The organism is Cupriavidus sp. 01L43 (assembly GCF_056399925.1).
In genome coordinates, this window is record NZ_JBFTSH010000004.1 from 294,650 (window position 1) to 321,116 (window position 26,467).

Consider the following 26,467-nt stretch of genomic DNA (forward strand, 5'->3'; position numbering starts at 1 on the left):
GATAGCCGCCCATGCTTCCCGACGCCGAAGCCCTGCGCCTGCTCGTCACGCGCACCATGCCGTTTGGCAAGCACAAGGGCACGCTGATTGCCGACCTGCCCGGCAACTACCTGAACTGGTTCGCGCGCGAGGGCTTCCCGCCCGGCGAGATTGGCCGCCTGCTGGCGCTGATGCACGAACTCGACCACAACGGGCTGTCGGACCTGCTCAAGCCGCTGCGAGAGGGCGCCGGGCGCATCCCCCTCCCCAAGAAAAACGGGCCGCGCTAAGGCGGCCCGCTCGGGTGCATCGCCGTACGGCGATCCGTGATCAGTTGGCCGGCATCGAATCCGGCGGCAGTTGGTAGCTCCACGTCTCGCTGAGCACCTTGTCGCCGGAAACCAGCGCCTCGCGCATCTCCACCACCTTCTTCGGGTCCTTGACCTTGATCCGCAGCGTCACCCGGTAGCCCTTGGTCACCGGGTTCGGCTGCAGGATGTTCTCGATGACCTCGGCGTTGTCGCTGACGCTGAACGACGCGCGCACCGGCGCGTTCGGCGGCAGCTTGGCCAGTGCGCCGCCCTCGAAGTCGACCACGAAGCCCAGACTGCCATCCAGATGGCGGATCAGGTTGGCCTGCATGATCTCGCCCGCGCTGCGCAGCGTCTGCTTGACCCAGGCGAGGTCCTTGTCGACCATCGCGCGCTCGTCCATGGTCCAGTGCATGGTGTAGTCGGCCCTGATCGGCTGGCCCTTCGGCGGCAGCTGGTCAGGCGTCCAGAACGCGACGATGTTGTCGTTGGTCTCGTCCGGCGTGGGAATCTCCACCAGCTCGACCTTGCCGCGGCCCCAGTCGCCCTGCGGCTCGATCCACGCGCTCGGGCGCAGGTCGTAGCGGTCCTTGAGGTCCTCGTAGGCCGAGAACTCGCGGCCGCGCTGCATCAGGCCGAACCCACGCGGGTTGTTCACCTGGAAGGTGCTGATCGCCAGATGCTTGGGGTTGTTCAGCGGGCGCCACAGCCATTCGCCGTCGCCGGTGTGGATGGAGAGCCCGTTCGAGTCATGCAGCGCCGGGCGGAAGTTGTTGGCGTCGCGCTGCTGGTTCGGGCCGAACAGGAACATGCTGGTCAGCGGCGCAATGCCGAGCTTGGTCACCGCGCCGCGCATGAACACGCGCGCCTGGACCTTCAGCGTTGCGTCCGTGCCCGGCATCAGCTCGAAGCGGTAGGCGCCCGTGGCGCGCTGGGAATCCATCAACGCGAAGAACACCAGCGGCTTGCCCGGCGCCGTAGGCCGCTCGATCCAGAATTCGCGGAAGGCCGGGAACTCCTCGGCCACCGGCAGGCCGGTATCGATCGCCAGCCCGCGCGCGGAGAGCCCGTAGACCTGGCCCTTGCCGATCACGCGGAAGTAGCTCGCGCCCAGGATGCTCATCACTTCATCGAGCTTGTCTGGCCGGTTCAGCGGGTACAGCACGCGGAAACCCGCGTAGCCGAGGTTGTTGGTCGCGGCCTTGTCGAGCTTGAGGTCGCCGAAATCGAAACGGGTGGGCGAGTAGCGGATCTCCTGCACGTTCCTGCCGACGATCTCGTTGATCTTGACCGGCGTGCTGAAGTGCATGCCCTGATGGTAGAAGCCCAGCCGGTACGGCGTGGGCTGGTCCTTCCACTCCACCGCATCCATCTTCGGCTGGATCTTGATGTAGTCGGCAAACTGCATCTTCGAGAAGGCCGGCGGCAGGTTGCTGACCGGGGCCACATAAGGCTGGTCCGCCATCGATCTGGCGCGGGTGGTCACGTCGTCGAGCGAGAAGGCGGCGGCTGGCGTGCTGGCCACGAACGCGCCCGCGAGCGCGATGGCCGGCAAGGCAAGTTGCATCTTGTTACGTAATGACGCGGCAAAGACGGCAAGAACCACGAATCCCTCCAGAAAAATCGAATCGAAAACAGGCTGACAGCGCCCGGGAGGCAAAGTTGCCGTCCCATTTGGGTAAACTGCCGACGCAGTCCACAAAAATAACCGATTTCGCCCGACGTGCCGATCAGACGTTGGACGACAGCCGGCCGGCGCCGCTTCCTGCACCCTTGTGCACACTTTCAGGGCACTTCGGGGCATGATTGCGAGCCTGGCTCATTGGGGAAGACTCACCACATGCGATTGCTTTCGACGCTGGCCCTTGCGGCCAGCCTGGTTTGTACGCCGGCGCTGGCCGGCGCCGCACCGGCCGCCGCCGGCGACAAGAACGCGTTCATCGCCGACCTGATCGGCAAGATGACCCTGGAGGAGAAGATCGGCCAGCTGCGGCTCATCAGCATCGGCCAGGACATGCCGCAGCCGCAGTTGATCAAGGAAATCGCCGCCGGCCGCGTGGGGGGCACCTTCAACTCGGTGACCCGCGCCGACAACCGCCCGCTCCAGGACGCCGCCGCGCAGCAGAGCCGCCTGAAGATTCCCATTTTCTTCGCCTATGACGTGGTGCACGGCCATCGCACCGTGTTCCCGATCAGCCTCGGCCTGGCATCGAGCTGGGACATGGCCGTGGTCGAGCAGGCCGCGCGCATCTCGGGCAAGGAAGCCAGCGCCGACGGCCTGGATGCCACCTTCGCGCCGATGGTCGATATCTCCCGCGATCCGCGCTGGGGGCGCACCTCCGAGGGCTTTGGCGAAGACCCGTACCTCGTCTCCCAATGCGCGCGCGCCAGCGTGCGCGGCTTCCAGGGCGCCACGCCGGCCAACCCGGACAGCGTGATGGCCTTCGTCAAGCACTTCGCGCTGTATGGCGCCGTGGAGGGCGGGCGCGATTACAACACCGTGGACATGAGCCCGCAGCGTATGTACCAGGACTACCTGCCGCCCTACCGCGCCGGGCTGGATGCGGGTGCCGGCGGGGTGATGATCGCGCTGAACTCGGTGAACGGCGTGCCGGCCACGTCGAACAAATGGCTGCTGCGCGACCTCCTCCGCAAGGAATGGGGCTTCAAGGGCGTGACCGTGAGCGACCACGGCGCCATCGACGAGTTGCTGCGCCACGGCGTGGCCGACAACGGCCGCCAGGCCGCCCGCCTCGCCATCGAGGCCGGCGTGGACATGAGCATGGCGGATTCGCGCTACCTGGAGCAGTTGCCCGACCTCGTGAAGACAGGCGAGGTGCCGGTGCGGCTGATCGACGAGGCCGTGCGCGAGGTGCTGGGCGCCAAGTACGACATGGGCCTGTTCCAGGACCCGTATCGCCGCATCGGCACGGCGGCGCAGGACCCGGCCGACGTGAACGCCGAGAGCCGCCTGCACCGCGCGGAGGCCCGCACCGCGGCGCGCAAGTCGCTCGTGCTGCTGGAAAACCGCAACCAGACGCTGCCGCTGAAGAAGGGCGGCACGGTGGCCGTGATCGGCCCGCTGGCTGACGCGCCCATCGACATCATGGGTAGCTGGTCGGCAGCAGGCAAGGCCACCCAGTCCGTGACGCTGCTGCAGGGCATGCGCGACGCGCTGGCCGGAAGCGGCCAGGTGCGGTACGCGCGCGGCGCCAACATGACCGACGACGAACGCGTGGTCGGCTACCTGAACTTCCTGAACTGGGACAACCCCGAGGTGGTGCAGGACAAGCGCTCCCCGGGCGAGATGATTGCCGAGGCCGTGGAGACGGCGCGGCAGGCCGATACCATCGTGGTGGCCGTGGGCGAGTCGCGCGGGATGTCGCACGAGGCCTCCAGCCGCACCACGCTGTCCCTGCCGGGCAGCCAGCAGACGCTGCTGCGGGCGCTGCGCACCACCGGCAAGCCGCTGGTGGTGGTGCTGATGAACGGCCGCCCGCTGACCATCAACTGGGAGCGCGACAACGCCGACGCGCTGCTGGAAGCCTGGTATCCGGGCACCGAGGGCGGCCACGCCATCGCCGATGTGCTGTTTGGCGACGAAAACCCGTCCGGCAAGCTGCCGATCTCGTTCCCGCGCTCGCTCGGCCAGATTCCCACGTACTACAACCACCTGCGCATTGGACGGCCGTTCACGCCGGGCAAGCCGCCGAACTACACCTCCCAGTACTTCGAGGAGGAATCCGGCCCGCTGTATCCGTTCGGCTATGGCCTGAGCTACACCACGTTCAGTCTCTCCGACGTGGCGCTCTCGGGCCAGGCGCTGCCGCGCAACGGCCAGATCACCGCCAGCGTGACGGTGAAGAACACCGGCACGCGCGAAGGCGAGACCGTGGTGCAGCTCTATATCCAGGACGTGACCGCCTCGGTGGTGCGGCCGGTGAAGGAGCTGAAGGACTTCCGCAAGGTGATGCTCAAGCCCGGCGAGTCCCGCGTGGTGAGCTTCCCGATCGGCGAAGACAAGCTGCGCTTCTACAACGGCAAGCTGGAGTACGTGGCCGAGCCGGGCGATTTCAACGTGCAGGTCGGCCTGGATTCGGCCTCGGTGCGGCAGCAGCGGTTCACGCTGCAACGTAGATGACGCGTGACAGGGAGTCAGCGGTTGCCGTCGAGCAGTTCGTTCAGCAGATCGTCGAAGCCGGCCTGTGCGTCTTCGAGCGCCTGGAGCGCGGCGTCGAAGGTCTGGAGCGCCATCTTCGACGGCTTGCCGCTGCCCTGCGGCGGATACTGGCTCTGCAGCGCGGCAAACGCCACCTGTACCTGGCGCGTGGCGTTGACCACGCGTTCCATCGCCTCGTTTTCTTCCGCGCGCTTCTGTTCGTCGTTCATGCCAAGGTTCCTTCCATGTTTGTGAGGCGTATCGTACAAGAACTCGGCGACGCCTCTGGCGGTCGAACGCCCTCATCCCTCAAAATCAGGTAGCTTCGTCGCCACCTGCCGCCGCGCCTGCCCCATCGCCCCATGTCTGACCTTGACGCCCCCCGCCTCACCACGCTGCTCCGCCGCTCGGTCGCCGCCACGCTGCTGACCGCCGGCGGCTTTGTCTGCTACTGGACCTACCTGGCCGTGAACCAGGAAAAGCTGCTGTTCGATGCCCGCCGGCGCCCGCCGCGCGACCTGCCCGAAGGCATCGTCGCCTATTCGCACACCGTGCCGGGCGGCCTGTTCCGGGGCTACGTCTACCACGCGGACCACGAAGGCGTGCGGGACCTGCTGTTTTACCTGCCGGGCCGTGGCGAGGACGTGCTGGAAACCCTGCAATACGTGAAGTGGCTGGCGCCGGGCATGGGCTTCGCCACATTCGACTATCGCGGCCTGGGCCATTCTGACGGCATGCCTTCAGAGGCCGCCGCCGTGGCCGATGCCAGCCAGTTCCTGCTCCATATCCGCCGCGCCTTTCCCGGCGTGCGCGTGCACGTGGTGGGGCGCTCGCTCGGGACCGGGGTGGCCATCCAGCTCGCCGATCTGCAGGATTTCGAAAGCCTGCAGCTGATCACCCCCTACGACTCGCTGCTGGAAATCGTCCGCAAGCGCTTTCCCCTGGTGCCGCTGCGCCAGCTCATGCGTCACCATTTCGACTCGATTTCGCACTGCAAGAAGGTCGTGCAGAGCACCAAGGTGCTGCTGGCCGAGACGGACGACGTGGTCCCGCACGAGTGCTCGGAACGGCTGATGGCGGCCTGGCCGGGGCCGGTTTCGCTCCAGACCATTCCCGGCGTGGACCACTTCACCATCGTCGAACGGCCCGAGACGTGGCAGGCCCTCTGCGAATTCGCGCAACAAGTGCCCCATCATCCACACGAACGACCGACCGTCCGTGTGGATAAGGTGCCACCCATCGATCATTCAGATACCGGAGTGGCGTTGCCGCTACCTGCAGCACGGTAGAATGCGCGCCATGAAAAGATTTGCAGTCAAGGCTGCCGCCGTCACCGCGGCGCTGGCAGCGAGCGGCGTGTTGCTCGCCGGTTTTGCCGCGGTCATCAGCCTGCGGCAGCTCCCCAATGTCGATGCCTTGCGCGACTACCGCCCCGACGTGCCGCTGCGTGTCTACACCAGCGACGACGTGCTGATCGGCGAGTTCGGCACCGAGCACCGCGAGTTCATCCCGATCGAGCACGTGCCGCAGCGCATGTCCAATGCACTGCTCGCCGCCGAGGACGACCAGTTCTTCCATCATGTGGGCGTGGACGTGCCGGGCCTGTTCCGCGCCGCGCTGGCCAATCTGGGCGAAGGCTACGCGCAGGGCGCCTCCACCATCACCATGCAGGTGGCGCGCAATTTCTACCTCTCGCGCGAGAAAACGCTGTCCCGCAAGTGGTACGAGATCCTGCTGGCCTGGCAGATCGACCGCACGCTGCCCAAGGCGCGCATCCTCGAGCTGTACATGAACCAGGTCTACCTGGGCGAGCACGCCTACGGCTTTGGCAGTGCCGCGCAGACCTACTTCGGCAAGCCGCTCGCGGCGTTGTCGCTGGCGGAGTCCGCGATGCTGGCCGGGCTGCCCAAGGCGCCCTCCACGATGAATCCAGTGGTCAACTTCCCGCGCGCCAAGCGTCGGCAGGAGTACGTGCTGGGGCGCATGCTGGCGCTCGGCATGATCAACCAGGATGAATACCGCGAGGCGCGCGCCGCCCGGCTGGTGGTCAGCAACGCCGGCAATGGCCGCTTCGCGGGCCATGCCGAGTACGTGGCCGAACTCGCCCGGCAACTGGCGCACGACCGCTTTGGCGACGACGCCTATACACGCGGGCTGAATGTCTACACCACGGTGTCGTCGATGCGCCAGACGCTGGCCTACGACGCCGTGCAGGCCGGCCTGGAGCGCTATGGCAAGCGCCACGGCGCCAAGCCTGCCGATGCCCCTAACGCCGCCCTGCCCCAGGCCGCGCTGGTCTCGCTGGACAGCCGCACCGGCGCCATCGAGGCCATGATCGGCGGCGCGGACTTCGCCACCAATCGCTTCAACCACGCCACGCAGGCCCAGCGCCAGCCCGGCTCGACCTTCAAGCCCTTTATCTATTCCGCGGCGCTGGAGCGCGGCATCTCGCCGGCCACGCTGATCAACGACGCGCCGCTGGACAATCCGCGCTGGCAGCCGTCGAACGACGACAACCGCTTCGTGGGCCCGATCACGGTGCGCCAGGCGCTGGCCGAGTCGCGCAACCTGCCGGCCATCCGCACCTTGCAGGCCGTGGGCGTGCCGTACGCCATCGAGCATGCCGGCAAGTTCGGCTTCGCCACCAAGCGGCTGCCGCCCTACCTGCCGCTGGCGCTGGGTACCGGCAGCACCTCTCCGCTGCGGCTGGCGGCCGCCTACGGCGTGTTTGCCAACCACGGCCATCGCGTGGAGCCGTACCTGATCGACAAGATCACCGATGGCGAAGGCAACGTGCTGTTTACCGCCGGCACGGGCGATGCAGGTGCGGAACCGCCGCAAGTGATTTCCGCGCGCAACGCTTTCGTGATGGACAGCCTGTTGCAGAGCGTAGTCGATGCCGGCACCGGCAACGGCGTGCGGCGCTACCTGCGGCGCGGCGACATCGCCGGCAAGACCGGCACGACCAACGATGCCGTGGACGGCTGGTTCGCCGGCTATGCGGCCGACGTGGTCACGGTGACGTGGATGGGCTTCGACGACAACCACAGCCTGGGCCGGCACGAGTTCGGCGCCACCACGGCGCTGCCGATCTGGGCCGCCTATATGGAAGGCCGGCTGGCCGGCGTGCCGGAAGCCCCCTTCCCCCCGCCTGCGGACCTCGCCAAGTTCAACGGCGACTGGGCCTATGCCGAGAACGCGGACGGCGCGCACGGCATCGCGGCGCTGGGCTTCCCGCCCCCGCCCCCGCCAGCGGTGGCGGACCTGCCTGCCGATGCCGGCGTGCCGGTGACGCCGGGCCCGGCCGGCCCCACGCCCGCCGCGACCCATTTGCCGCCCGCTGCCCCGGCCAGCCCCGCCGCGCCGCTCTGAACCGACGACACGCTCCCTCCCATGCCCGGTGAACATGCCTCGATGATCTGGACGGTGGCCGCGGCGGCCACCGCCGGCGTGCTGCTGCGTCCGTTCCGTCTGCCCGAAGCCTTCTGGGCCATGGCCGGCGCGCTGCTGCTCTGCGTGGCGGGCCTGCTGCCCTGGCGCGAGGCGCTGGCCGCCGTGGCGCGCGGCAACGACGTCTACCTGTTCCTGGCCGGGATGATGCTGATCTCGGAACTGGCCCGCAAGACCGGCCTGTTCGACCATGGGGCCGCGCTGGCCGTGCGCGGCGCGCGGGGCTCGGCGCGCCGGCTGTTCGTGCTGGTCTACGGCTTCGGCACGGCGGTCACGGTGTTCATGTCGAACGACGCCACCGCCGTGGTGCTGACGCCGGCGGTGCTGGCGGCCACGCGCGCCGCGCGGGTCAAGCATCCGCTGCCCTACCTCTACGCCTGCGCGTTCATCGCCAACGCGGCGAGCTTCGTGCTGCCGATCTCGAACCCGGCCAACCTGGTGCTGTTCGGCGAGCGGATGCCGCCGCTGGCGGGCTGGCTCGCACGCTTCACACTGCCGTCCGTGGTCGCCATCGTCATGACCTTCGTCGTCCTGTACTGGACGCAGCGCCATGCGCTGGCGGAACGCATCGACTCGGACGTACCCGTGCCGCCGCTGACGCCGCAGGCATGGCTGACCACGCTCGGCATCGTCGGTACCGGGCTGGCGCTGCTGGTGGCCTCGCTGCGCGGCCAGGACCTGGGCTGGCCCAGTTGCCTCGGCGGGCTGGCCACGCTGGCCGCCGTCTGCGCCACGCGGCCCCGCCTGCTGGTGCCGGCGCTGAAAGAGGTTTCCTGGGGCGTGCTGCCGCTGGTGGCGGGGCTGTTCGTGCTGGTGGCGGGCCTGGAACGCACCGGGCTGGTCGATACGCTGGCGCACTGGGTGCGCGATCTTTCCACGATGTCCGCGCAGGGTGGCCCGGCCGGCCTGCTCGGCGCCGGGCTGGCCGGCGTGGTGGTGGGCGTAATCAGCAATATCGTGAACAACCTGCCGGCGGGGCTGCTGTCGGCCTCGGCGCTGGCGGCCGGCCACGCCTCGGACACCGTGACGGCAGCGGTGCTGATCGGCGTGGATCTGGGCCCGAACCTCTCCGTCACCGGCTCGCTGGCCACGCTGCTGTGGCTGACCGCCCTACGGCGTGAGGGCCATGCCGTGGGCGCCGGCACATTCCTGAAGACTGGCGCCCTTGTCATGCCGCTGGCGCTGCTGCCGGCATTGGCCGTGCTGCGCTAGCCGGTTTGCCCGCGCGGACGGGGCCGGTTGTGGCGCCCTGCCATCTGCCATATAGTGAAGCACCGCGCACCACTGCCCCAGCACCCGCTCATGCCACACAAGGATCATTCCGGGGATTCCCTCCCCGCGCCCGCCTCCACACCAGTCTCGGAACGCATCCGGGGCCGCCTGCAAGCCGCCGGCGAGCGTTTCCACGCCAACGACAACATCGCCCGCTTTATCGAGCACGGCGAGCTGGACGCGTTGCAGGCCGAAGTCGAGGCGCGCATGGAAGAGGTGCTGCGCACGCTCGTCATCGACGTGGACCAGGATCACAACACGCGCGAGACCGCGCGCCGCGTGGCCAAGATGTACCTGAAGGAGATTTTCGCGGGCCGCTACGCCAAGGCGCCGGAGGTCACCGAGTTTCCGAACGTCGAGCAGCTCAATGAACTGATGATCGTGGGCCCGATCCGCGTGCGCAGCGCGTGCTCGCACCACCTGTGCCCGATCATCGGCAGTCTCTGGGTCGGCGTGATGCCGAACCGCCATTCCAACCTGATCGGCCTGTCCAAGTACGCGCGCATGGCCGAATGGATCATGTGCCGTCCGCAGATCCAGGAGGAAGCGGTGGCGCAGATCGCCGATCTGCTCCAGGAGAAGATGAACCCCGACGGCCTGGCCATCGTCATGGAGGCCGAGCATTTCTGCATGCACTGGCGCGGCGTGCGCGACACCGACGCCAAGATGACCAACAGCGTCATGCGCGGCTCGTTCCTCAAGGACGACAAGCTGCGCCGTGAGTTCCTGACGCTGCTCAACCTGAATCGCCGCTGAGGATTTGCCGATGCTAGTCCGCCTGATCTACGCCAGCCGCGCCAGCGCGCCGATGGAACCGGCCATGCTGGACGATATTCTCGAAACCAGCCTCGCGCAGAACCTGCGCCATGGCATTACCGGGGTGCTCTGCCACGGCAACGGGGTGTTCCTGCAGGCGCTCGAAGGCGACCGCGAGGCGGTTTCGCGCCTGTACCTCAGCATTGGCCGGGACAAGCGCCACCACGACGTGGTGCTGCTGCACTACGAGGAAATCGCCGAGCGGGCCTTCGCCGGCTGGTCGATGGGCCGCGTCAACGCGAGCAAGATCAACGCCGCCACGCTGCTGCGCTACTCCGCCCAGGGCGAACTGGACCCGTGCCGGATGCCCGGCGCGTCGTCGCTGGCGCTGCTGAAGGAGTTGATCGCGGGCGCCGCCATTGTCGGCCGCGCGCCGGAACGCGGGCGGCACACGTCCTAGCGTCGGTCAGGACGCTGGCAGGCTGGCACTCCTGGGTGCCTGATCATGCACCGCCAGCGCCGTCAGACCGAGACCTGGCCGAACAGGCCGCACTCGAGATCGCTCTCGAACTCCTCGACCCATACGTTGCCGGGGCTGGCGTCGTAGACGCTTTCGGCCCCGGTGCGCTGCCTTCGCACGGTGACCTGCCGGGCCGACGTGCCATTGACGTCTGAGATCTCGAACTCTTGTGACGCAAGACCGACTTGCCGGAACACGGCCTCGACGTCTTGCCGTTCATGGGCGGGAAACTCGGAGAATGGGCGGTTTGCCATGGCACACCTCACCGTGGAAGAGCGTCGCGCCAGGATTGCGCGAGCGCCGCCACAGCATGCCACCAATCTGCCCGGCACGTGATGGCGGGCCAATGACCCCAATGGCGGTAGATGTATTCCCGGCGGGCCCTGGCGGGCGCCGCCCGGCACCGCCCCCTTCGCCAGCACCATCCCAGCACCTTCCCAGCCCCTTTCCAGCCCCACGCCAGACTGCGAACAGCGTCGAGTAGAAATCGATGATGGCAATCAATTTTTCGCCAAATTACGATTCTCTTCGTATCGAATTTATTGCGAAAATATCTTATCTTTCCGAATCTGAAATCGCCGGCGTCAACAATCTGCAAAGGGTCGATCATCGCGTTCCACGCCGCGGCATTGCAACAACACTGTTGCAATTGTCATGGACTTCGCAGATACGTCATCGATATCGGACTGGTCCTAATTCATCGGAAATTCAAGATAGACATCATCGCTATCCAGCAGGCATTTTCCTAAGCATTGCGAAAGCACTACACTTCACGCAACGCGCTGTCATTTCACTGTTTTATACCGAATGCGCTGCCAGTCAGCGAGAGGAAATCGAGGCATGTCCGGAAGAATCATTCGAGTTGCACTGGCCGATGATCACCCACTCGTGGTGGCAGCCCTGCGAGACTGCTTCCAGCGCACGCCTGGCTTTGTCATTGCGTGCGAATGCACGAACGGCAGCGAGCTGACCAGCGCCCTGAGCCACACCCCGGCGGACGTCGCCGTGACCGATTTCAGCATGGGCCACGGCGACCGCTCGCTGGACGGCTTCAACCTGCTGCGCCGGCTGGTGCGGCTGCATCCGAAGACGCCGGTCGTCGTGATCAGCGCCCAGACCAACACCGGTGTCATTCATCGCTCGATGAAACTCGGCGCGCGCGCCTTCGTGAGCAAGGAGGACGATCCGCACGAGGTGATCCGCGCGTGCATCCAGGTCACGTCCACCAGCGGCGATTTCTTTTCCCCCTCCATCCGCGCCGTGCTGGAGGCCGCGAGCACCGCCGCGCCATCCACCGAACTGACCGTGCGCGAACTGGAGATCGTGCGGCTCTACGCGCAGGGGCTGCAGCTCAACGAGATTGCCAGCAAGCTCGGCCGCTCGGTCAGCACGGTATCGAGCCAGAAGACCGTGGCCATGCGCAAGCTCAGCATCCAGACCAACACGGACCTCATCCGGTATGCCTACGAGCACGGGTTGATCTGATCCTTCATGCAGCAGATTCTCGACCGCACGCAAGAATCGCTCGCCCAGGCCTTCGCCTCGCTCGCGCGCAATGCCCGACGGCAGCAGCACCTCTACTACACCACCATCGGCCTGCTGATTGCCATTGTCGTCGTCTCCGCGGTGCTGCTTGCCGTGCTGGCAGCGGCGCGGGAGATCGACTACCGTCGCGGGCATGTCGCCCAGTATGTCAGCGCGATCTCGCTGCAATTGCAGGCCGAGGCGACCTTCCTGCGGCGCACCGCCCTGACCGTGGTGAATGTGCAGCGGTACCGGCCGGCCCCCAACCCGGCGCACGCCGATGCCGACCTGCCCCGGGCGCTGCTCCAGCAGGTCCACGCCAGCGGGATTGCCGCGCCGCCCGACGGCCGCTACACCCTGCTGATTCCCCCCGAGACGCGCGCCGCCTGGGGTGCGGCGCTGCCTGATCGACTCTGGCAGCTGCAGCAGGTGGCCAATGCCGCGCTGACCACCCAACAGGCGCTCGATCTCCATCACCCGGCCTATATCGTCGATGCCGACGCGGCCTACGCGATCGTCCTGTCGCCGGGTAGCACATCGGCCACCGCTCTCGCACTGCAGCCGGGCTTGGTGGCAACCTTGCGCGACAGTTTTGCCCAGGCGCTGCGGGCTTTGCCCGCCGGCCTGGCGCCGGGCACGAGAGGAGATCCCCGCTGGACCGGTCCGGTCGTCGACCCCATGCTCCAGTTGCCGGCGATGACCGCGCTCCTGTCCGTCCACGACGGCGAGCGGCCCGTCGCCTTCGTTGCCGGGAGCGTCCCGGTGGGCGCCCTCCTTGCCCAGTTGCAACGGCCCAGCGACCCTGCCACCTTGATGCTGGTGAACCATGCCCACGCGCAGATCGACGTGTCGCCGCCGTCCCCGCCCGCCCCGCCGGCGGTGGTTCGGCGCATCTTGACTGACGCGCGCGATCGCTCGTCCGACGCCTTTGCCTTCACCCGCGCCGGTATGGTGCTGATCCAGCCGCTGGGTCACGGCTTCGGCGCGCTGGTCTATCTGCTCTCGTACGGCCTCCTGTTCAGCGCCGTGGCGCAGGCGTTGGGGCTGATCGGTCTGATCGGGGCGCTGCTGATCGCTGCCATTGTCGTGACGGCGCGATATTGGGATGTCCACCTGCTGCGCCGCAGCCACGCGGAAGCCGCCCGTGCGCTGGAGAGCGAGACGATCAACCATATCCTGGTCAGCGCCACGCCGATCGGGCTGTGCATCGTCCGGCTCCAGGACGACGTGGTGCTGACGTCGAATCAGGTCGCCGATTCGCTATTGAGCCTGAACAAGGGCGGCCGGCTGCCCGCGCACGTGGTGCAGGCGCTGCGGCATGGCGCACGCCGTGACACGCCGGGCGATATCGTGTCGGTCGCGCAGGTGGTGGTACCCGCCCGGGAGCCGGACGACGCCCCCAAGCCGCACGACGAAGCACATCAGTTCCTCCAGATCACGCACGCGCGCGCCCGGTATCGGGAGGAGGACGTGCTGTTCTGCGCGATCCAGGACGTGACGGCCCAGCAGCAGATCGAGCACGAACTGCGCGCGGCACAGCAGACCTCCGAGGCGATGATGCGGGCCCGCTCGAACTTCTTCGCGTCGATGAGCCACGAGATCCGCACGCCGCTGAATGCGCTGCTCGGCAACCTCGAACTGCTTGCGCGCGATGAGGGCCTGGAAGCCCACGCGCCGCGCCTGCGCGCGCTGAACGCGGCGTCGGAGGGCTTGCGGCGCATCGTCAACGACATCCTCGATTTCTCCAAGATCGACGCCGGCGAGATGACGCTTGCCGCAGCGCCGTTCCGGCCCATCGACGAACTGGAAAGCGTGGCGCTGGCCTTCGCCCCGCTGGCGGCGGACCGGCCGATCCGCTTCCATGCCAACCTGATGCCGTCGCTCGATACCGTGCTCGTGGGCGATCGGACCCGGCTGGCACAGATCGCCAACAACCTGCTCAGCAACGCGTTCAAGTTCACGTCCTGCGGCAAGATCACGCTGGCCGCCGAGGTCAGCACCGATCCCCGGGGCAGGACGACGCTGGTGTGCCGCGTGCTGGATTCCGGCGTCGGCATGCCGCCCGAACTGGTCGCGCGCGTGTTCCAGCCATTCGTGCAAGGGGATGCCGGAGCGACCAGCCGCCATGGCGGGACGGGCCTCGGGCTGTCCATCTGCGCCCGGCTTTGCGAACTGATGGACGGCCGCATCGCCGTGGAGAGCGTGGAGGGCGTCGGCACGGCGTTCACCGTGGCGATTCCGCTCGAACGGGCCGCCGGCTGGGCCGCCCAGCCCCCGCCCGCGCCGGGCGGCCGCGCCATGGTCCTGTGCCAGGAAGCCGAGTCCGGCGAGGCCATCGACGCCTGGCTGCAATCGGCCGGATGGCAAACCCATGTCGCGTACACCCTGGGCGGCGCGCTGGCATACCTGCGCGGGAACCGGCCCCATGTACTGGTCGCAACCGGGGACTACGGCCTGCCGGAGCTCGCGGCCCTGCGCGAGATCCGCCCTGCCGGCGTGGCGTGGCTCACGCGCAACGGTCCTGATCGTCCCGCGCGCCGTGCACCGGGCGTGCATGAGGCGATGGTTTACAGCCACAGCGCGATCTTTGCAGCCATCGAGGCGGCGCTGGGCGATTCCGGCGAGGATGAGGGCGACGCCGACAATGCAGAGGACGAAGCCTCGGCAGCCCTCGCCAACGATGACAACCCCGCCCCGGGCCGGACGATCCTGGTCGTGGAGGACAACGCGCTGAACCAGACGCTGGTCGCCGAACAGTTGCAGACGCTGGGCTGGCATCCGGTGGTGGTGGGCGACGGGCGTCAGGCGCTGGCGATGCTGGAGCAGATGTCCGCCGAGCCCGACCTCGTGCTGACCGACATCCACATGCCGGTGATGGATGGCTACGCGCTGCTCGAGTCCCTGCGGCGCACGCGGCCCGCCCTGCCCGTGCTCGCCTTCAGCGCCGTGACCCAGACCGGACAGGCCGTGGATTGGGATACGCTGGGCTTCGCTGGCCATATCGGCAAACCTGCCTCGCTGCGGGAGATGGAACAGGTGCTGCGGACGTTCGCGATGCCGCTCCCCTCGGCACCGGCCGCGCCACCGGCCCCGCCCGTGCTGCCGCCCGCCGACATCTCGCGCTACCAGTCGCTGCTGCGCGAACACCTGCAGACCGATCTGCCCGACCTCACCCGGATCATCGCCGCGCACGACCCCGCCGGGTTGCGGCACTGGGCGCACCGGTCGGCGGGCGCGTTCCAGATCGTCCAGGCCCACGATATCGTGGGCGTGTGCCGAAACGTCGAACACCTGTGCGAGGCCGCTGCCACGTGGACGCCCGAGGTGGCTGGCCTCGCCGACCAGCTCCATACCGTGGTGCAGCACTATGCCGAGGGCGACACCGCGCCGCAGGTCTGAGGCCACCCGCGCCTACCACAAAAGCGCGATTTGCGGGGACGGCGGCACCGGACGATAATGGCGCGGCCGCGCCGGTCCGGTTCCCCCGGGGCCGGGGCGCGGCACGAATACGCCAGTCGCCCCCCTTTCATGCCGCCCGATCAAGGTCTTCCCCAGCCCCAGCGCACCTGGGCCATCCTCACGGTTTTCTGCGGCCTGATCATGGCCGTGCTGGACGGCTCCATCGCCAATATCGCGCTGCCGTCCATCTCGCGGGCGCTCGATTCCGATCCCGCCCGGACCATCTGGGTCGTCAACGCCTACCAGCTCACGGTCACCGTCTGCCTGCTGCCGCTGTCGTCGCTGGGCGACATCCTCGGCTACAAGCGCGTGTACCGGGTCGGGCTGGCCACCTTCCTGGTCGGCTCGGTGCTCTGCGCACTGGCCACCAACCTGCCGATGCTGGTCGCGGCGCGGGTGCTGCAGGGCATTGGCGGCGCCGGCATCATGAGCGTGAACACCGCGCTGGTACGGTTCATCTACCCGCCGACCAAGCTCGGGCGCGGTATCGGGCTCAACGCGCTGGTCGTGGGGGTGACGATTGCGGTGGGCCCGTCGCTCGGCGCGCTGATCCTCGCCGTGGGCAGCTGGCCGTGGCTGTTCGCCGTGAATATTCCCGTGGCGTTCGCCGCGCTGGCGATCTCACGTACCGCGCTGCCGGAGACGCCCGCCCAGCCGCGCGAATTCGACTACCCCAGCGCCGTGCTGTCAGCCATCGTGTTCGGGATGTTTGTGCTGGGCGTGGACGCGCTCGGGCATGCCCCGCTGCGGCTGGCCGGCGCGGCGGGCCTGGTCGCGGCGATCGGGCTCGGCTGGCTGCTGGTGCGGCGCCAGCGCGGGCGCCTCGCGCCGCTCGTGCCGGTGGACCTGTTCGCCAGCCGGGCCTTCACGCTGGCGGTGGGCACGTCGTTCTGCTCGTTCATGACCCAGATGCTGGCGTTTGTGTCGCTGCCGTTCTATCTGGAATACCAGCTTGCACGCAGTCTCCAGGAGACCGGACTGCTGATCACGCCCTGGCCGCTGATGGTGGCCGCGATGGCGCTGGTATCGGGACGCCTCTCCGAGCGGTATCCGGCGTCGATCCTGGCCGGTGCCGGCCTGATCTGCCTGTCCGGCGGCCTGATCGGACTGGCCCTGCTCGGCAAGGATGCCTCCAGCCTCGACATCGCCTGGCGCACGGCGCTCTGCGGCATCGGCTTCGGGTTCTTCCAGTCGCCAAACAATCGCGCGATGATCACCGCCACGCCGCCCGAGCGCAGCGGCGGCGCGAGCGGCGCGCAAGCTACAACGCGACTGCTGGGACAGACCACCGGCACGGCCGTGGTGGCGCTGCTGTTCGGGCTCGATCCGACCGGCGCCGCGCGCGGCGCGCTGTGCGTGGCCGCGGCAGTCGCCGCCATCGGCGCCGCCATCAGCCTGAGCCGCCTGCGCAGCCAGGACGACGCGCGACCCGCGGTTGCCCGCCCGGAACCGCCGGAACCCGATGCGTAGGCGATAGCCTAGGGCCCCCGGCCGCCCTCACGATGGCGCGCCTGACCGTCAGGTTGATGGCGGGTCGGGCCGTCATCGTGCCGAAGGTCGGGCAGCATGATCTTGCCGTGCCCGCCGGCATCCTGCACGCGGTTGTGGTCGCCACGGATGCAGATCATCGTGCAGCCGGAGAGCGCCAGGAGGCATGCCGCGCACGCCCACCGGCTCCATCCCACCCACCACCTCCGCCGCCGCCGCAGTCTGGCCATGGCGCCTCGCCCCACATCAGGTAGCCCGAAACAAAAAGCCGGGTGGGCGTCATCCTGCCGATGACCCGCCACCCGGAACCGCTACCGGGTCTTCACCCGGCCGTCTTCCCGGTTTGTCAGACCGGTCCCATGTCGTACCAGACCTTGGCGTCGCCCTCCGCATGGGTGGTCGTCACGTCAGGATCGCCCGGCTCCTGATCGGCGCCCGCCCACCACTTGGCCTTGTACTGATGCAGCCCCTGGCCCTGGTAGTTGTTGGTCACGATGGCATCGCCCGGATAGCCCTCGGGACGCCACGTGCCCTCGTCGCCGCTACTGCCGCCGGCCAGCACCAGGAGTTCCACGGTATCCGAGTCCCGGTCGCCGCTGCCGCCCGCGCCAGTCACCGTCACCGTCACCTGGATGGTGGTGTCGCGGTCGACGATCGGCGCGTTCCCGGTCACGGAGATCGTGTCGGCGCCATCGAACGACAGGCCGTTCGCGTCCCACGCATACAGCAGCGGCGCGGGGCCGGTCGAGTCGACGGCCGACAGCGAAATCGGCGCGCCTGCCTCTACCTGCAAGCGACCCGTGATCTTGGCCACCACCCCGCCGGACGGCGTCTCGCCAGGCACCACGGAGAGGAAGATCGCGCTCTGGTCGGTCTGCGTGCCATCGTTCACGGTCAGCTTGACCCAGTAGTCGGTCTGCTCGTCCACCGACGGTGCCGTACCCTCCACCAGCTCCTCGGTACTTCCGGAGAACGGCAGGCCCGGCGCGTCCCAGAGGTAGGTCAGCGGATCGTTGTCGGGATCGAACGACGCTTCCCCGGAGAGCGCGAAGGGCGTGCCGGCCTCGATCACCACCGAAATCCGCGATGTTGGCGGCGCCGCGGTGCGCGCCTTGACCTTCAGCGTCTGTGTCGCCGTGCTGGTGCGGTTGCTCCCGTCACGCACGGTCAGCGTGATGGTGTACGAACGGGCCACGGTGGGCAGCAGGCCGCCCACCGTCGACGTGGTCTTGTCGTCGATGAAGGTCAGACCCGGCGCGCTCCAGCTGTACGTCAGGTCAGAGCCCACCGAACGCAGCGCCGTGAATTCCACGTCGTCGCCCTCGAACGCCTCCGTGGGGCCGTCGATCACCGCTACCGGCGCCCTGCCGCCGTCCTGCACGTTGATACCGGAGAAGTAGAACGGGTCCATGTCGACGACGCGCGTCTGCACGGGTGCGCCCAACCCCTCGCGCGCGGCGTTGACCAGCACGCCGCTGTCCATGTCGATGGTCCACGTGAACAGGCCGCCGAGGTTGTGCTTGCGCACATACTCGCCCTTGGCGTACACCGAGCGCGGGGTATCGACGGACAGGAACAGGCCGCTCTCCGGGCTGTACAGATAGTCCGCGTCGGCCACCTCGTCCGTATAGACGTTGAAGCCGTTGATGCCGGTCTGGTGCTCCAGGTCGAGGTAGTTGTAGAGCAGGTCGAAGAATTCCGTGGTGCCCGACTCGAACGTGCCGGTGGTGGTGCCGGAGCCCGGGTTGTACGTACCCTGCAGCGGCGACCAGCTGTCGATCACGGCGTTGCGCCCGCTACGGCTGTAGGCGGCAAAGCCAATGTTGATATTGGTCGACGGCACGCCCTGTCCGAGCAGGTACTTCACGGCACGGTCAATGCTGTGGCCTTCGGGGTCCGCCGGATCGACATCGAACAAGTTCGAATGATGGGCGAGCTTGGGCGCCCACGGCGTGCCGAAGTAATCGTAGGTCATCAGGTTGATGCCTTCCACGCCCGACGCGATCATCCCCTTGATATCGGACGTCAGCAGCGTCGACATGGACGCGCCCGCGGCAATGCTGACCCGGATGCTGGGCAGGCGCTGCTTGAGTTCGCGCACCAGCGTCTGGAAGTTGCCAGCGTCCTCGGGGCCGTGCGGATTGCCGGCGCCCGCGTTGCCCGGATACTCCCAGTCCAGGTCGATCTCGGTGAACATCGGAAAACGCTGGACGATGAACGCCAGGCTGTCGATCAGCGTCTTGCGCTGGCTCGGATTCGCCGCCACTGCGTGGAACGCCTCGCTCATCGTCCAGCCGCCCAGGCTGAGCGACAACTTCAGGTTGGGGTTCTTGTCCTTCAGCTTTTTCAGGCCGCCGAGCACGCCCTGGGCCTTGCTCTGGATGAAGAGATCCTGGTAGTCATTGCTGACCCAGCTGGTGAACCCCACGTTCAGGAACGACGCCACATCGCCCCAGGGGTCAACGAAGGTGGCTTCGTGCAGCTTCTTGCCGAAGTCGACCGCAGCGTTGTCGATCACGTACTGCTTTTCGCCCTTGTCGCCGACGATACCGGCGAAGCCGATGATGATCTTGTCGTAGGCGGCGGCGTTCACCAGCATCATGTCCAGGCCGCGCCCGGCCGATGCATTGTTGAAGTTGCCCTCGAGGCGACCGTCGTACTGCGACCAGTCCGTGAAATACCCGAACACCTTGCGGCCTTGCGGCACGGCCCCGTAGGGGTTGTAGACGCGCTTGACCACGCGCGTGGCCGTGTAGGAAAAGTCCTCGGTCTCCGTGGCCGGATCGAACTTGTTCTGCTGGTAAGTGCGCTCCGTAGCACCTACCGATTGCGGCTTGGCGGGATCGCCAGGGTCGCCGTTGTACACCAGCGCACTGCCGGCGCGCCCGCCCTTCAATGCTTGCCTGCGGCCCTTGAAGCGCGACAGCGGCGTTTTCGGCGGCGCCTGCTCATCGGGAGCCCCATTCCGATATCCCGTGGATGCGAATCCGGTCCGCCCTTGCTGGCCCGGGTTGCTGTTGTCCGATACTTTTGCCATGACTATCTGTCCTTGCAGAATTAGATGAATGCCGCCGGTTCCCTTCGCGTTGACAAAACCCTCGCCAGGCGGCCATGCCATCTTTCTCTCGGGCCAGACTTAATGACATGGAATGGGGATTGAATATTCTGTGTCAGGATTAATCGCAGTTTCCTGAAAATAGATCCGAAGAAATCGTCATTCTGCGAGGTGAAGAATGGATGACGTGGATTTTCGTGAATCCACACTGTTATGTAACCGTGCCTTTGGGTACGCGGATGAGCAAGGAAGCCGGACCCGAATGGGTTATGATCGCCGCCACAAGCGGGATAGCACGATGTTAGATTGTTCGCGCGCGGCGCCGGGTTACGCCGCGCGGACAGCGTGAATTCCTGAACAGAATGGCGACAACCGTTGCGCACCCTGCCGCATTGTTTCAACCCCGTGTGATATTGCGGGTGCCACGTGCGACGGCGTCACCCGCTCGGGGCACATCGACACGAAAATATCTTCCATGGGAGCCGGTGAATCGCGCCCGTACGCTTGTCGTCCATCGCAGACGACATGAGGGTTGCGAAATGATCCGTAATGGCGATTCGGTATTTTTTGACTGGGACAATGACCGCGTGATTCGCGGCGGCGTGGAGACAACGATAACCGGCCAGCAAAAGCGCTTGCTGCGGTTATTGGTAGAGGAAAAACCAGCGGTTAAGCCGAAGGATTATTTACTGAATGGCGTCTGGGGCAAGCGTGCCGAACTGGTGGACGAGCTTTATCTCGTGCAACTGGTCTACCGGCTGCGCAAGGCACTAAGCCCCGTCGGCCTGGACGGGCACATCGTGACCGTGCCGCGCGAGGGCTACCGCTTCATCCCGGTGCCGAATGCGGTGCTGGCGCCCGATCCCGCCGGCCAGGCCCGTGCGGAACTCGAGCATGCGCGCGGCCTGGCGCATGTGCTGGCCCGGCTGGGCATGCCGCCCGCCACCCAGCCCTTGCCGGCCACGGAGGACGACCTCCATGTCGATGAGACACAGGGCGTCATTTCCTACGGCGGGGTGGTCGCCAAGGTCACGCGCTTTGAGCTACGCCTGCTGGCCGCCTTGATCGAGCACCGCGACACCGTGATGTCGCGGCAGCAGATCATCGAGGCAGTGTGGGGCGCCGACGCGATGGTCGATGAGAATTGCCTCACGCAACTGGTGTCGCGGTTGCGGCGGGCGTTGCACCCGCTCGGCCTCGACAACTGCGTGGCGGCGGTGCCCAAGGTGGGCTACCGCTTCCGCCAGCAGGGGTATGGCGGGGCGCGCCCGCCCGCCATGTAGCGCGCGCCTTACTCCGCCTTGGCGCCCGAGTCCTTCACCACCTTGGCCCACTTGGCGATTTCGCTACGCTGGTACGTGGCCAGCGCCTCGGGCGTGCCGAGCACGGGATCGAGCCCCAGCGTCTTCAGCTTGGCCTGCACGTCGGGCAGCTTGAAGATGCGGTTCAGCTCGGTGTTGAGCTTGGCCACCACGTCCTTGGGCGTGTTGGCTGGCGCGAAGACGGCGAACCAGGACTCGGCCTCGTAGCCGGGCAGGCCCTGCTCGGCAATGGTGGGGATGTCCGGCGCGGACGGCGAGCGCTTGGCGCTGGTCACGCCAAGCGCGCGCAGCTTGCCCTCCTTCACCACCGGCAGCGCCGAGGGCAGGTTGTCAAACATCATGGGAATGTGTCCGCCCAGCAGGTCCGGGATGGCCATCGCCCGGCCCTTGTACGGCACGTGGGTGATCTTGACTTGCGCCATCGTGTTGAACAGTTCCCCGGCCACGTGCAGTGACGTGCCGACACCGGGCGTGCCGAACTGCAGCGCGCCGGGCTTGGACTTGGCCAGCGCAATCAGCTCCTGCACGTTCTTCGCCGGCACGGACGGATTGACCACCAGCACATTGGGCGTGGACGCCAGCAGGATCACCGGCGCGAAGTCCTTGACCATGTCGTACGGCATCTTGCTGTACAGCGCGCCGTTGATCGAGTGCGTGCCGACAGTGCCGAGCGCCAGCGTGTAGCCGTCCGGCGCCGCATGGGCCACGGCCTCGCCGCCGATGTTGCCGCCCGCGCCGGGCTTGTTGTCCACCACCACGGGCTGGCCCCACGACGGGGAGATCTTCTCGGAAAAAATCCGCGCGAGGATGTCCGGCGCGCCACCGCTCGGAAATCCCACCACCATGCGGATCGGCTTGTTCGGATAGTTCTGGGCCTGGGCCTGGGCCGCCCCCGGCACCGCGGAGAGCGCCGCCGTCACTGCCACGCCCGCCATCGTGGCCATGGCGGCCATAAAGCGGCGGCGCGGGTATACACGTACTCGCATGAAGTTGTCTCCTGATTGTCTTGTCTTTTTTTGGGATGGGCGGCGATCTTCTGCCGCCTGTCATCTTATACGGCGATATTTCCGAATTCCTTAGACACCTGGTCGTGCAGGCGGCGCATGCCGCGCAGCCAGCGGTCGTAATCCTGGCCCTTGCGGCGGTAGTACTCGAGCACCTCCGGGTGCGGCAAAATCAGGAAACTCTCATTGGCCACGCCTTCGAGCGTCTTCTCGGCAACATGCTCCGGCGTGACGGAACCTGCCTGCAGGAAGCCCTTGCGCTCGCCGCCCTCGCCAAACAGCATTTTGGTCTGCACGCCCTGCGGGCAGATGCAGCTGACCCGGATGCCCTGCTCTCCATAGGTAATCGACAGCCATTCCGCAAAGCCGATGGCCGCGTGCTTGGTCACCGCATAGGGCGCCGAGCCGATCTGCGACAGCAAACCCGCCGCCGACACCGTGTTGACGAAGTAGCCCTCGCCGCGCTCGAGCATCTGCGGCAGTACCGCCTTGGCCGCGTGGATATGGGCCATGACGTTGATCTCCCAGATGCGCTGCCATTCGGCGTCAGTGGCGTCCAGCCCCTTGCGCAGGATGATGCCGGCGTTCGAGCAGAAGATGTCTACCTGACCAAAGCGCTCCGTGGCCGTATCGACAAGCCCCTGCACGGCGGCCGCATCGGCCACATCGACGCGCTGGGCGAAGATCTGGCAGTCGGGCGCCGCCGCCGCGGCCTCGGCGGCCACCTGGGCAGCGCCGGCGTGGTCGATGTCCGCCACGGCCACGCCGCGCGCGCCGGCCTGTGCGAACGCCAGCACCAGCGCCCGGCCGATGCCCGTGCCGCCGCCCGTCACGATGACGGTCTTGTTACGAATCTCCATGCTTGTCTCCTCTTGGTGTTCGAATGTTCGAGCGTTCGCGTGTTCGGTCGTCAGGCCGCCTGCCAGAGCCGTGCGGCCAGCGTATCGGCCAGTTCGCGGATGCGCGGGCCGAGATTGGTTTCGAGAATTTCGGGCGAAAGACGCGTGGACGCCCCGCCGATATTGATCGACAGTACCTCCGCGCCATCCTGCAGGCGCACCGGCGCGGCCACGCCGCTGACCGTGCGGTCCCACTCCGCATGGGCCAGGCAGAAGCCGCGCCGCGCGTGGTCGCGCAAGGCGCGATCGAGCTTGGCGCGCAGACCCGGCCAGCGCGGGCCGTGGTGCCGCTCCAGTTCCGCCAGCACCGCCGTGCGGCGTGCCGGGGCCAGCCCGGCCAGCCACGCACGCCCGATGGCGGACGTGGCCATGGGCAGCCGCGAGCCCGGCGTCAGGCGCATAACCAGCGCGCCGCGCGGCTGGCAGACTTCCAGGTACAGCATGTCGTGGCGGTCCGGGGCCGCCAGCGCCACGGTGCAGTCGGTCGCGAAGGCCAGCGACTGCATCAGCGGCTGGGCAATGTCACGGATGCCGGCGCCGGAAAGGTAACGCTGCCCGGGCAGCATCGCGCCCTGCCCGATGCGGTACTTCTCCTGTCCCTCCACATAGACCAGATAGCCGAGACTCGCCAGCGTGTAGGTCAGCCGCGACACCGTGGGACGCGGAATGCCGGTCCGGCGCGACAGCTCCGCATTCCCGAGGAAATCGTCGTGCGGCCCGAACGCGCGCAGCAGCTCCAGCCCGCGCGCCAGCGCCGTCACGAAATTGCGGTCCTCCCCGTCAGCGGGATGGGCCGCGTCGCCGGACAGGAGTCCGGCATCGGCCGGTTGCGGAATCGAGGTGGTGCGCTTCATGGCAGATTCATAACAGTTTCCGCGCGGCGGCACGCCCGCTATGCAGCGAAAACATGTGACCCGGAAACGGCGCTTATGACAACCGGACAGTCAACGCGACGTGTCTTATAGATAGCTTTTAGCTGAGTGAGTACGCGTTCAAGAGCCCTCACCCCTTCAAATTAGCCAGCAACTGTTCGGCCAGGAAATCGCATGGCGGACGGGCGGAGCCGGCGCTTCGGGCGAGGATCACTTCGAGCGGCGGCAGTTCCGGCAGCCCTTCCGCCGCCCCGAGGGCATCTATTTGCGCCGGGATGCTGCAACGGGCGAGCGGGGCGACGGCCAGGCCGGCGTCGACCATGCTGATCAGGCCAAGCAGGCTCGGGCTCTCGTAGGACATGCGAAACGGGATGCCGGCCTGCTGCAGCGCGTGGATGGCGCTGGCGCGCCCCGCGCTGCCCTGCGGAAAGACGGCGATCGGCAATGGCCGCTCCTTCCAGATCTGGGTTGCCCCTCGCGCGGCCACCCAGTCCATCGGCTCATATCGGAGGAACTCGCCGCTCACGCCACGCGACCTGGTCATGCAGGCGAGGTCGAGCGTGTTGTCCTTCAGGAGGGGAACCAGCGCGTGGCTGGGCATGCCGATGACGCGGATCTCCACGCGCGGATGGGCGGCTGCGAACTTGCGCAGGACGGAAGGCAGCAGGGACGACGCGTAGTCGTCCGGCACGCCAATCGTCACGCGGCCGCGAATCTCCGGCCGCACCACCGCCGACCAGGCCTCCTCGCGCAGAGCCAGCATCTGCCGGCCGTAGTCGGTGAGCATCCGGCCGTCGTCGGTCAGCGCGACGTTGCGGGTATTCCGCACGAACAGCGGCTTGCCCAGGACATCCTCGATCGCCTTGATCTGCATGCTGACGGCCGAGGGCGAGCGGTGCAGCGCCTCCGCCGCGCGAGCGAAGGAGCCCGCATCCGCCACGGCAACGATCATTTCCAGCACATCGAGGTCGAGCTTGCGCATGCGATTCAGATAATCTGATGAATCGCTTCAGTATATTCCGTTTTACTTAGGGATCGGTCCCCCCGACACTGTCTTCATCTCTCGGACGGTGGCAGACATGAAAGCAATGGTGGATTTCCTGGTGGTGGGCGGGCTGCTCGCCGTGACCCCGGGGCCGAACATGGTCTATGTGATGGCGCGCTCGGTTTCGCAAGGCACCCGGGCGGGCCTGATCTCGCTGGCGGGCGTCATGCTCGGTTATCTCTCGTACATGTTCGGCGCGGCCTTTGGCATCAGCGCGCTGTTCCTGGCGATACCCGGCGCCGCGCGCCTGCTGACGCTGTTCGGCAGCGGCTATTTGCTCTACATGGCGTGGCGGATCCTGCGCCCCGGCGGCCGTTCCCCGCTCCAGGTGGCGCAGGCGGATGCGCAACCGACACGCAGGCTGCTGGCGATGGGGGCCGTGACCAGCCTGCTCAACCCCAAGCTCGCCCTGGTCTTCATCTCCGTTCTGCCGCAATTCATCGACTACCAGGCCGGCGACGTGCTGAGGCAATCGCTCACGCTGGGATTGGCGCTCACGGCCGCCTTTGCCTCGGTGAATGCCTGCGTGGCGATTGCTTCGGGAAGTGCGGCCACGGCGATGGCCGGCCGTCCGGGCCTGCTCACCGCCCAGCGCTGGATCGTTGGTGTGTTGCTGGTTGGCCTGGGCGTGAAGCTGGGCGTCCAGGCCTGGTAGGCAGCCGCACTCAGCCCCTCATTCGAAATCCGACATCTCGTACAGCGGCCGGATTTCGATCTCGCTCGGCCCTGGCATGGGGTTGGGGCAGCGTTTCACCCAGGCGACGGCTTCGTCCATGTCCTTGACTTCCCAGAGCCAGAAGCCGGCCACCAGTTCACGGGTCTGGGCGAACGGTCCGTCGATGACCGTACGACCGGCACCATCGAACGCCACACGCCTGCCGTGCGACGAGGGCTTGAGGCCGTCCGCCGCGCGCAGGATGCCGGCCTTCGCCAGTTCCTCGTTGAACCTGTGCATCGCCTCGAACATCTCGGTTTTGGGCAGGTCGCCCCTTTCGCTGTCTTCGGTCGCTTTCACTAACACCATGACACGCATCGTCTGTCTCCTTGTCTTTCGATTTCACGGCGCCACGGCCTGCCCGTGGCGCAGCCCATCGACCGAAGTCACCGTGGCGATGGCCGCGAGGTTCTTCAGCGCGTGGCCGTGGTCTTCGTCGCTGCGCGCCGCGCAGGCGTCCTGGATGACGATGACCTGATCGTCCCGGTCATGCGCGTCGCGCGCGGTGGACTCCACCGACGTTGCGCAGCAGGTCTTGCGAACGCGCATGGGCTGCGGTGCCGCCGCCGGCAAGCTTGCCTTGGGCATCCACAATGTCATTGATCAGGTCGAGCACGAGCAAGGCGGTTCTCATGAT

At 67.2% G+C, this 26,467-nt stretch carries 22 protein-coding genes and 1 pseudogene; 13 read left to right on the plus strand and 10 right to left on the minus strand.

Going from position 1 to position 26,467, the window contains the following annotated elements; genetic code table 11:
• The first annotated feature begins 11 nt into the window (after positions 1-11).
• On the plus strand, positions 12-269 hold the full coding sequence (locus AC1DP9_RS10155; protein ID WP_092294585.1) for a DUF3820 family protein: 258 nt from the start codon (positions 12-14) through the stop codon (positions 267-269).
• 40 nt (positions 270-309) lie between these two features.
• Here the strand turns inward: AC1DP9_RS10155 and AC1DP9_RS10160 are convergent, their stop codons facing one another.
• Positions 310-1,857, minus strand: a complete 1,548-nt coding sequence (locus tag AC1DP9_RS10160; protein ID WP_177219914.1) for a glucan biosynthesis protein G — start codon at positions 1,855-1,857, stop codon at positions 310-312.
• 273 nt (positions 1,858-2,130) lie between these two features.
• Between AC1DP9_RS10160 and bglX the strand changes: the two genes are divergently transcribed.
• Positions 2,131-4,431 (plus strand): beta-glucosidase BglX, encoded by a 2,301-nt coding sequence (bglX, locus tag AC1DP9_RS10165; protein ID WP_477107258.1) that lies wholly within the window; start codon positions 2,131-2,133, stop codon positions 4,429-4,431.
• A 14-nt stretch (positions 4,432-4,445) separates the two neighbouring features.
• Here the strand turns inward: bglX and AC1DP9_RS10170 are convergent, their stop codons facing one another.
• Positions 4,446-4,679, minus strand: coding sequence for a hypothetical protein (locus AC1DP9_RS10170; RefSeq protein WP_092294580.1), 234 nt, complete (start codon positions 4,677-4,679; stop codon positions 4,446-4,448).
• 132 nt (positions 4,680-4,811) lie between these two features.
• On the opposite strand from AC1DP9_RS10170, the gene AC1DP9_RS10175 reads away from it, so the two are divergent.
• The 5 genes from AC1DP9_RS10175 to AC1DP9_RS10195 all read left to right on the plus strand — a co-directional run bounded on the left by AC1DP9_RS10175 (position 4,812) and on the right by AC1DP9_RS10195 (position 10,387).
• A complete protein-coding gene (locus AC1DP9_RS10175; RefSeq protein WP_477107259.1) occupies positions 4,812-5,738 on the plus strand; it encodes an alpha/beta hydrolase in 927 nt (308 codons plus the stop codon).
• A 10-nt stretch (positions 5,739-5,748) separates the two neighbouring features.
• Positions 5,749-7,821, plus strand: coding sequence for a penicillin-binding protein 1A (locus tag AC1DP9_RS10180; protein ID WP_477107260.1), 2,073 nt, complete (start codon positions 5,749-5,751; stop codon positions 7,819-7,821).
• A gap of 21 nt (positions 7,822-7,842) precedes the next feature.
• Complete coding sequence (locus tag AC1DP9_RS10185) at positions 7,843-9,111, plus strand: arsenic transporter (RefSeq protein ID WP_477107261.1); 1,269 nt, start codon at positions 7,843-7,845, stop codon at positions 9,109-9,111.
• 90 nt (positions 9,112-9,201) lie between these two features.
• Positions 9,202-9,927: a GTP cyclohydrolase I gene (gene folE / locus AC1DP9_RS10190; RefSeq protein ID WP_092294572.1), complete on the plus strand. Its 726-nt coding sequence runs from the start codon at positions 9,202-9,204 to the stop codon at positions 9,925-9,927.
• Positions 9,928-9,937: 10 nt separating this feature from the next.
• Positions 9,938-10,387: a BLUF domain-containing protein gene (locus AC1DP9_RS10195; RefSeq protein WP_092294570.1), complete on the plus strand. Its 450-nt coding sequence runs from the start codon at positions 9,938-9,940 to the stop codon at positions 10,385-10,387.
• A 62-nt stretch (positions 10,388-10,449) separates the two neighbouring features.
• Here the strand turns inward: AC1DP9_RS10195 and AC1DP9_RS10200 are convergent, their stop codons facing one another.
• Positions 10,450-10,701 carry a hypothetical protein gene (locus tag AC1DP9_RS10200; RefSeq protein ID WP_092294568.1) on the minus strand — a complete coding sequence of 84 codons (252 nt, stop codon included), beginning with the start codon at positions 10,699-10,701 and terminating at the stop codon, positions 10,450-10,452.
• Between the two features lie 236 nt (positions 10,702-10,937).
• Between AC1DP9_RS10200 and AC1DP9_RS10205 the strand changes: the two genes are divergently transcribed.
• The 4 genes from AC1DP9_RS10205 to AC1DP9_RS10220 all read left to right on the plus strand — a co-directional run bounded on the left by AC1DP9_RS10205 (position 10,938) and on the right by AC1DP9_RS10220 (position 16,900).
• Positions 10,938-11,417 carry a hypothetical protein gene (locus AC1DP9_RS10205; protein WP_477107262.1) on the plus strand — a complete coding sequence of 160 codons (480 nt, stop codon included), beginning with the start codon at positions 10,938-10,940 and terminating at the stop codon, positions 11,415-11,417.
• Positions 11,339-11,932, plus strand: a complete 594-nt coding sequence (locus tag AC1DP9_RS10210; protein WP_477107263.1) for a response regulator — start codon at positions 11,339-11,341, stop codon at positions 11,930-11,932. Before AC1DP9_RS10205 ends, AC1DP9_RS10210 begins: the two co-directional genes overlap by 79 nt.
• Before the next feature lie 6 nt (positions 11,933-11,938).
• Positions 11,939-15,370 carry an ATP-binding protein gene (locus tag AC1DP9_RS10215; protein WP_477107264.1) on the plus strand — a complete coding sequence of 1,144 codons (3,432 nt, stop codon included), beginning with the start codon at positions 11,939-11,941 and terminating at the stop codon, positions 15,368-15,370.
• A gap of 129 nt (positions 15,371-15,499) precedes the next feature.
• Positions 15,500-16,900, plus strand: a complete 1,401-nt coding sequence (locus AC1DP9_RS10220; RefSeq protein ID WP_092294562.1) for an MFS transporter — start codon at positions 15,500-15,502, stop codon at positions 16,898-16,900.
• Positions 16,901-17,264: 364 nt separating this feature from the next.
• Here the strand turns inward: AC1DP9_RS10220 and AC1DP9_RS10225 are convergent, their stop codons facing one another.
• Positions 17,265-19,955, minus strand: coding sequence for a glycoside hydrolase family 18 protein (locus tag AC1DP9_RS10225; RefSeq protein WP_477107265.1), 2,691 nt, complete (start codon positions 19,953-19,955; stop codon positions 17,265-17,267).
• A gap of 557 nt (positions 19,956-20,512) precedes the next feature.
• Between AC1DP9_RS10225 and AC1DP9_RS10230 the strand changes: the two genes are divergently transcribed.
• Entirely contained in the window at positions 20,513-21,256 is a 744-nt protein-coding gene (locus tag AC1DP9_RS10230; protein WP_477107266.1) for a winged helix-turn-helix domain-containing protein, read from the plus strand.
• A gap of 8 nt (positions 21,257-21,264) precedes the next feature.
• Here the strand turns inward: AC1DP9_RS10230 and AC1DP9_RS10235 are convergent, their stop codons facing one another.
• From AC1DP9_RS10235 to AC1DP9_RS10250, 4 genes are all read right to left on the minus strand, one after another.
• Positions 21,265-22,239 carry a Bug family tripartite tricarboxylate transporter substrate binding protein gene (locus AC1DP9_RS10235; RefSeq protein ID WP_477107314.1) on the minus strand — a complete coding sequence of 325 codons (975 nt, stop codon included), beginning with the start codon at positions 22,237-22,239 and terminating at the stop codon, positions 21,265-21,267.
• Positions 22,240-22,346: 107 nt separating this feature from the next.
• Positions 22,347-23,159, minus strand: a complete 813-nt coding sequence (locus AC1DP9_RS10240; protein ID WP_092294554.1) for an SDR family oxidoreductase — start codon at positions 23,157-23,159, stop codon at positions 22,347-22,349.
• 50 nt (positions 23,160-23,209) lie between these two features.
• Complete coding sequence (locus AC1DP9_RS10245; RefSeq protein WP_477107267.1) at positions 23,210-24,052, minus strand: IclR family transcriptional regulator; 843 nt, start codon at positions 24,050-24,052, stop codon at positions 23,210-23,212.
• A gap of 148 nt (positions 24,053-24,200) precedes the next feature.
• Positions 24,201-25,052: a LysR substrate-binding domain-containing protein gene (locus tag AC1DP9_RS10250; RefSeq protein WP_477107268.1), complete on the minus strand. Its 852-nt coding sequence runs from the start codon at positions 25,050-25,052 to the stop codon at positions 24,201-24,203.
• Between the two features lie 97 nt (positions 25,053-25,149).
• Between AC1DP9_RS10250 and AC1DP9_RS10255 the strand changes: the two genes are divergently transcribed.
• A complete protein-coding gene (locus AC1DP9_RS10255) occupies positions 25,150-25,770 on the plus strand; it encodes a LysE family translocator (RefSeq protein ID WP_477107269.1) in 621 nt (206 codons plus the stop codon).
• A gap of 24 nt (positions 25,771-25,794) precedes the next feature.
• Here AC1DP9_RS10255 and AC1DP9_RS10260 read toward each other — a convergent pair.
• Together AC1DP9_RS10260 and AC1DP9_RS10265 are read right to left on the minus strand one after the other, a co-directional pair.
• Positions 25,795-26,148 (minus strand): annotated as a pseudogene (locus AC1DP9_RS10260) (YciI family protein); the annotation flags it as partial.
• A 24-nt stretch (positions 26,149-26,172) separates the two neighbouring features.
• Positions 26,173-26,418 (minus strand): isochorismatase family protein, encoded by a 246-nt coding sequence (locus AC1DP9_RS10265; RefSeq protein WP_477107270.1) that lies wholly within the window; start codon positions 26,416-26,418, stop codon positions 26,173-26,175.
• Positions 26,419-26,467: the final 49 nt, after the last annotated feature.

What these genes read in the sequence shown, in the direction of transcription:
- AC1DP9_RS10245 (WP_477107267.1), bottom strand. Translation starts at nt 24,052, where the DNA reads ATGAAGCGCACCACCTCGATTCCGCAACCGGCCGATGCCGGACTCCTG.
- AC1DP9_RS10235 (WP_477107314.1), bottom strand. Translation starts at nt 22,239, where the DNA reads ATGGCCACGATGGCGGGCGTGGCAGTGACGGCGGCGCTCTCCGCGGTG.
- AC1DP9_RS10155 (WP_092294585.1), top strand. Translation starts at nt 12, where the DNA reads ATGCTTCCCGACGCCGAAGCCCTGCGCCTGCTCGTCACGCGCACCATG.
- AC1DP9_RS10250 (WP_477107268.1), bottom strand. Translation starts at nt 25,052, where the DNA reads ATGCGCAAGCTCGACCTCGATGTGCTGGAAATGATCGTTGCCGTGGCG.
- AC1DP9_RS10220 (WP_092294562.1), top strand. Translation starts at nt 15,500, where the DNA reads ATGCCGCCCGATCAAGGTCTTCCCCAGCCCCAGCGCACCTGGGCCATC.
- AC1DP9_RS10225 (WP_477107265.1), bottom strand. Translation starts at nt 19,955, where the DNA reads ATGGCAAAAGTATCGGACAACAGCAACCCGGGCCAGCAAGGGCGGACC.
- folE (WP_092294572.1), top strand. Translation starts at nt 9,202, where the DNA reads ATGCCACACAAGGATCATTCCGGGGATTCCCTCCCCGCGCCCGCCTCC.
- AC1DP9_RS10200 (WP_092294568.1), bottom strand. Translation starts at nt 10,701, where the DNA reads ATGGCAAACCGCCCATTCTCCGAGTTTCCCGCCCATGAACGGCAAGAC.
- AC1DP9_RS10265 (WP_477107270.1), bottom strand. Translation starts at nt 26,418, where the DNA reads ATGCCCAAGGCAAGCTTGCCGGCGGCGGCACCGCAGCCCATGCGCGTT.
- AC1DP9_RS10170 (WP_092294580.1), bottom strand. Translation starts at nt 4,679, where the DNA reads ATGAACGACGAACAGAAGCGCGCGGAAGAAAACGAGGCGATGGAACGC.
- AC1DP9_RS10230 (WP_477107266.1), top strand. Translation starts at nt 20,513, where the DNA reads ATGATCCGTAATGGCGATTCGGTATTTTTTGACTGGGACAATGACCGC.
- AC1DP9_RS10160 (WP_177219914.1), bottom strand. Translation starts at nt 1,857, where the DNA reads ATGCAACTTGCCTTGCCGGCCATCGCGCTCGCGGGCGCGTTCGTGGCC.
- AC1DP9_RS10240 (WP_092294554.1), bottom strand. Translation starts at nt 23,159, where the DNA reads ATGGAGATTCGTAACAAGACCGTCATCGTGACGGGCGGCGGCACGGGC.
- AC1DP9_RS10205 (WP_477107262.1), top strand. Translation starts at nt 10,938, where the DNA reads ATGATGGCAATCAATTTTTCGCCAAATTACGATTCTCTTCGTATCGAA.
- AC1DP9_RS10255 (WP_477107269.1), top strand. Translation starts at nt 25,150, where the DNA reads ATGAAAGCAATGGTGGATTTCCTGGTGGTGGGCGGGCTGCTCGCCGTG.
- AC1DP9_RS10180 (WP_477107260.1), top strand. Translation starts at nt 5,749, where the DNA reads ATGAAAAGATTTGCAGTCAAGGCTGCCGCCGTCACCGCGGCGCTGGCA.
- AC1DP9_RS10195 (WP_092294570.1), top strand. Translation starts at nt 9,938, where the DNA reads ATGCTAGTCCGCCTGATCTACGCCAGCCGCGCCAGCGCGCCGATGGAA.
- bglX (WP_477107258.1), top strand. Translation starts at nt 2,131, where the DNA reads ATGCGATTGCTTTCGACGCTGGCCCTTGCGGCCAGCCTGGTTTGTACG.
- AC1DP9_RS10215 (WP_477107264.1), top strand. Translation starts at nt 11,939, where the DNA reads ATGCAGCAGATTCTCGACCGCACGCAAGAATCGCTCGCCCAGGCCTTC.
- AC1DP9_RS10175 (WP_477107259.1), top strand. Translation starts at nt 4,812, where the DNA reads ATGTCTGACCTTGACGCCCCCCGCCTCACCACGCTGCTCCGCCGCTCG.
- AC1DP9_RS10185 (WP_477107261.1), top strand. Translation starts at nt 7,843, where the DNA reads ATGCCCGGTGAACATGCCTCGATGATCTGGACGGTGGCCGCGGCGGCC.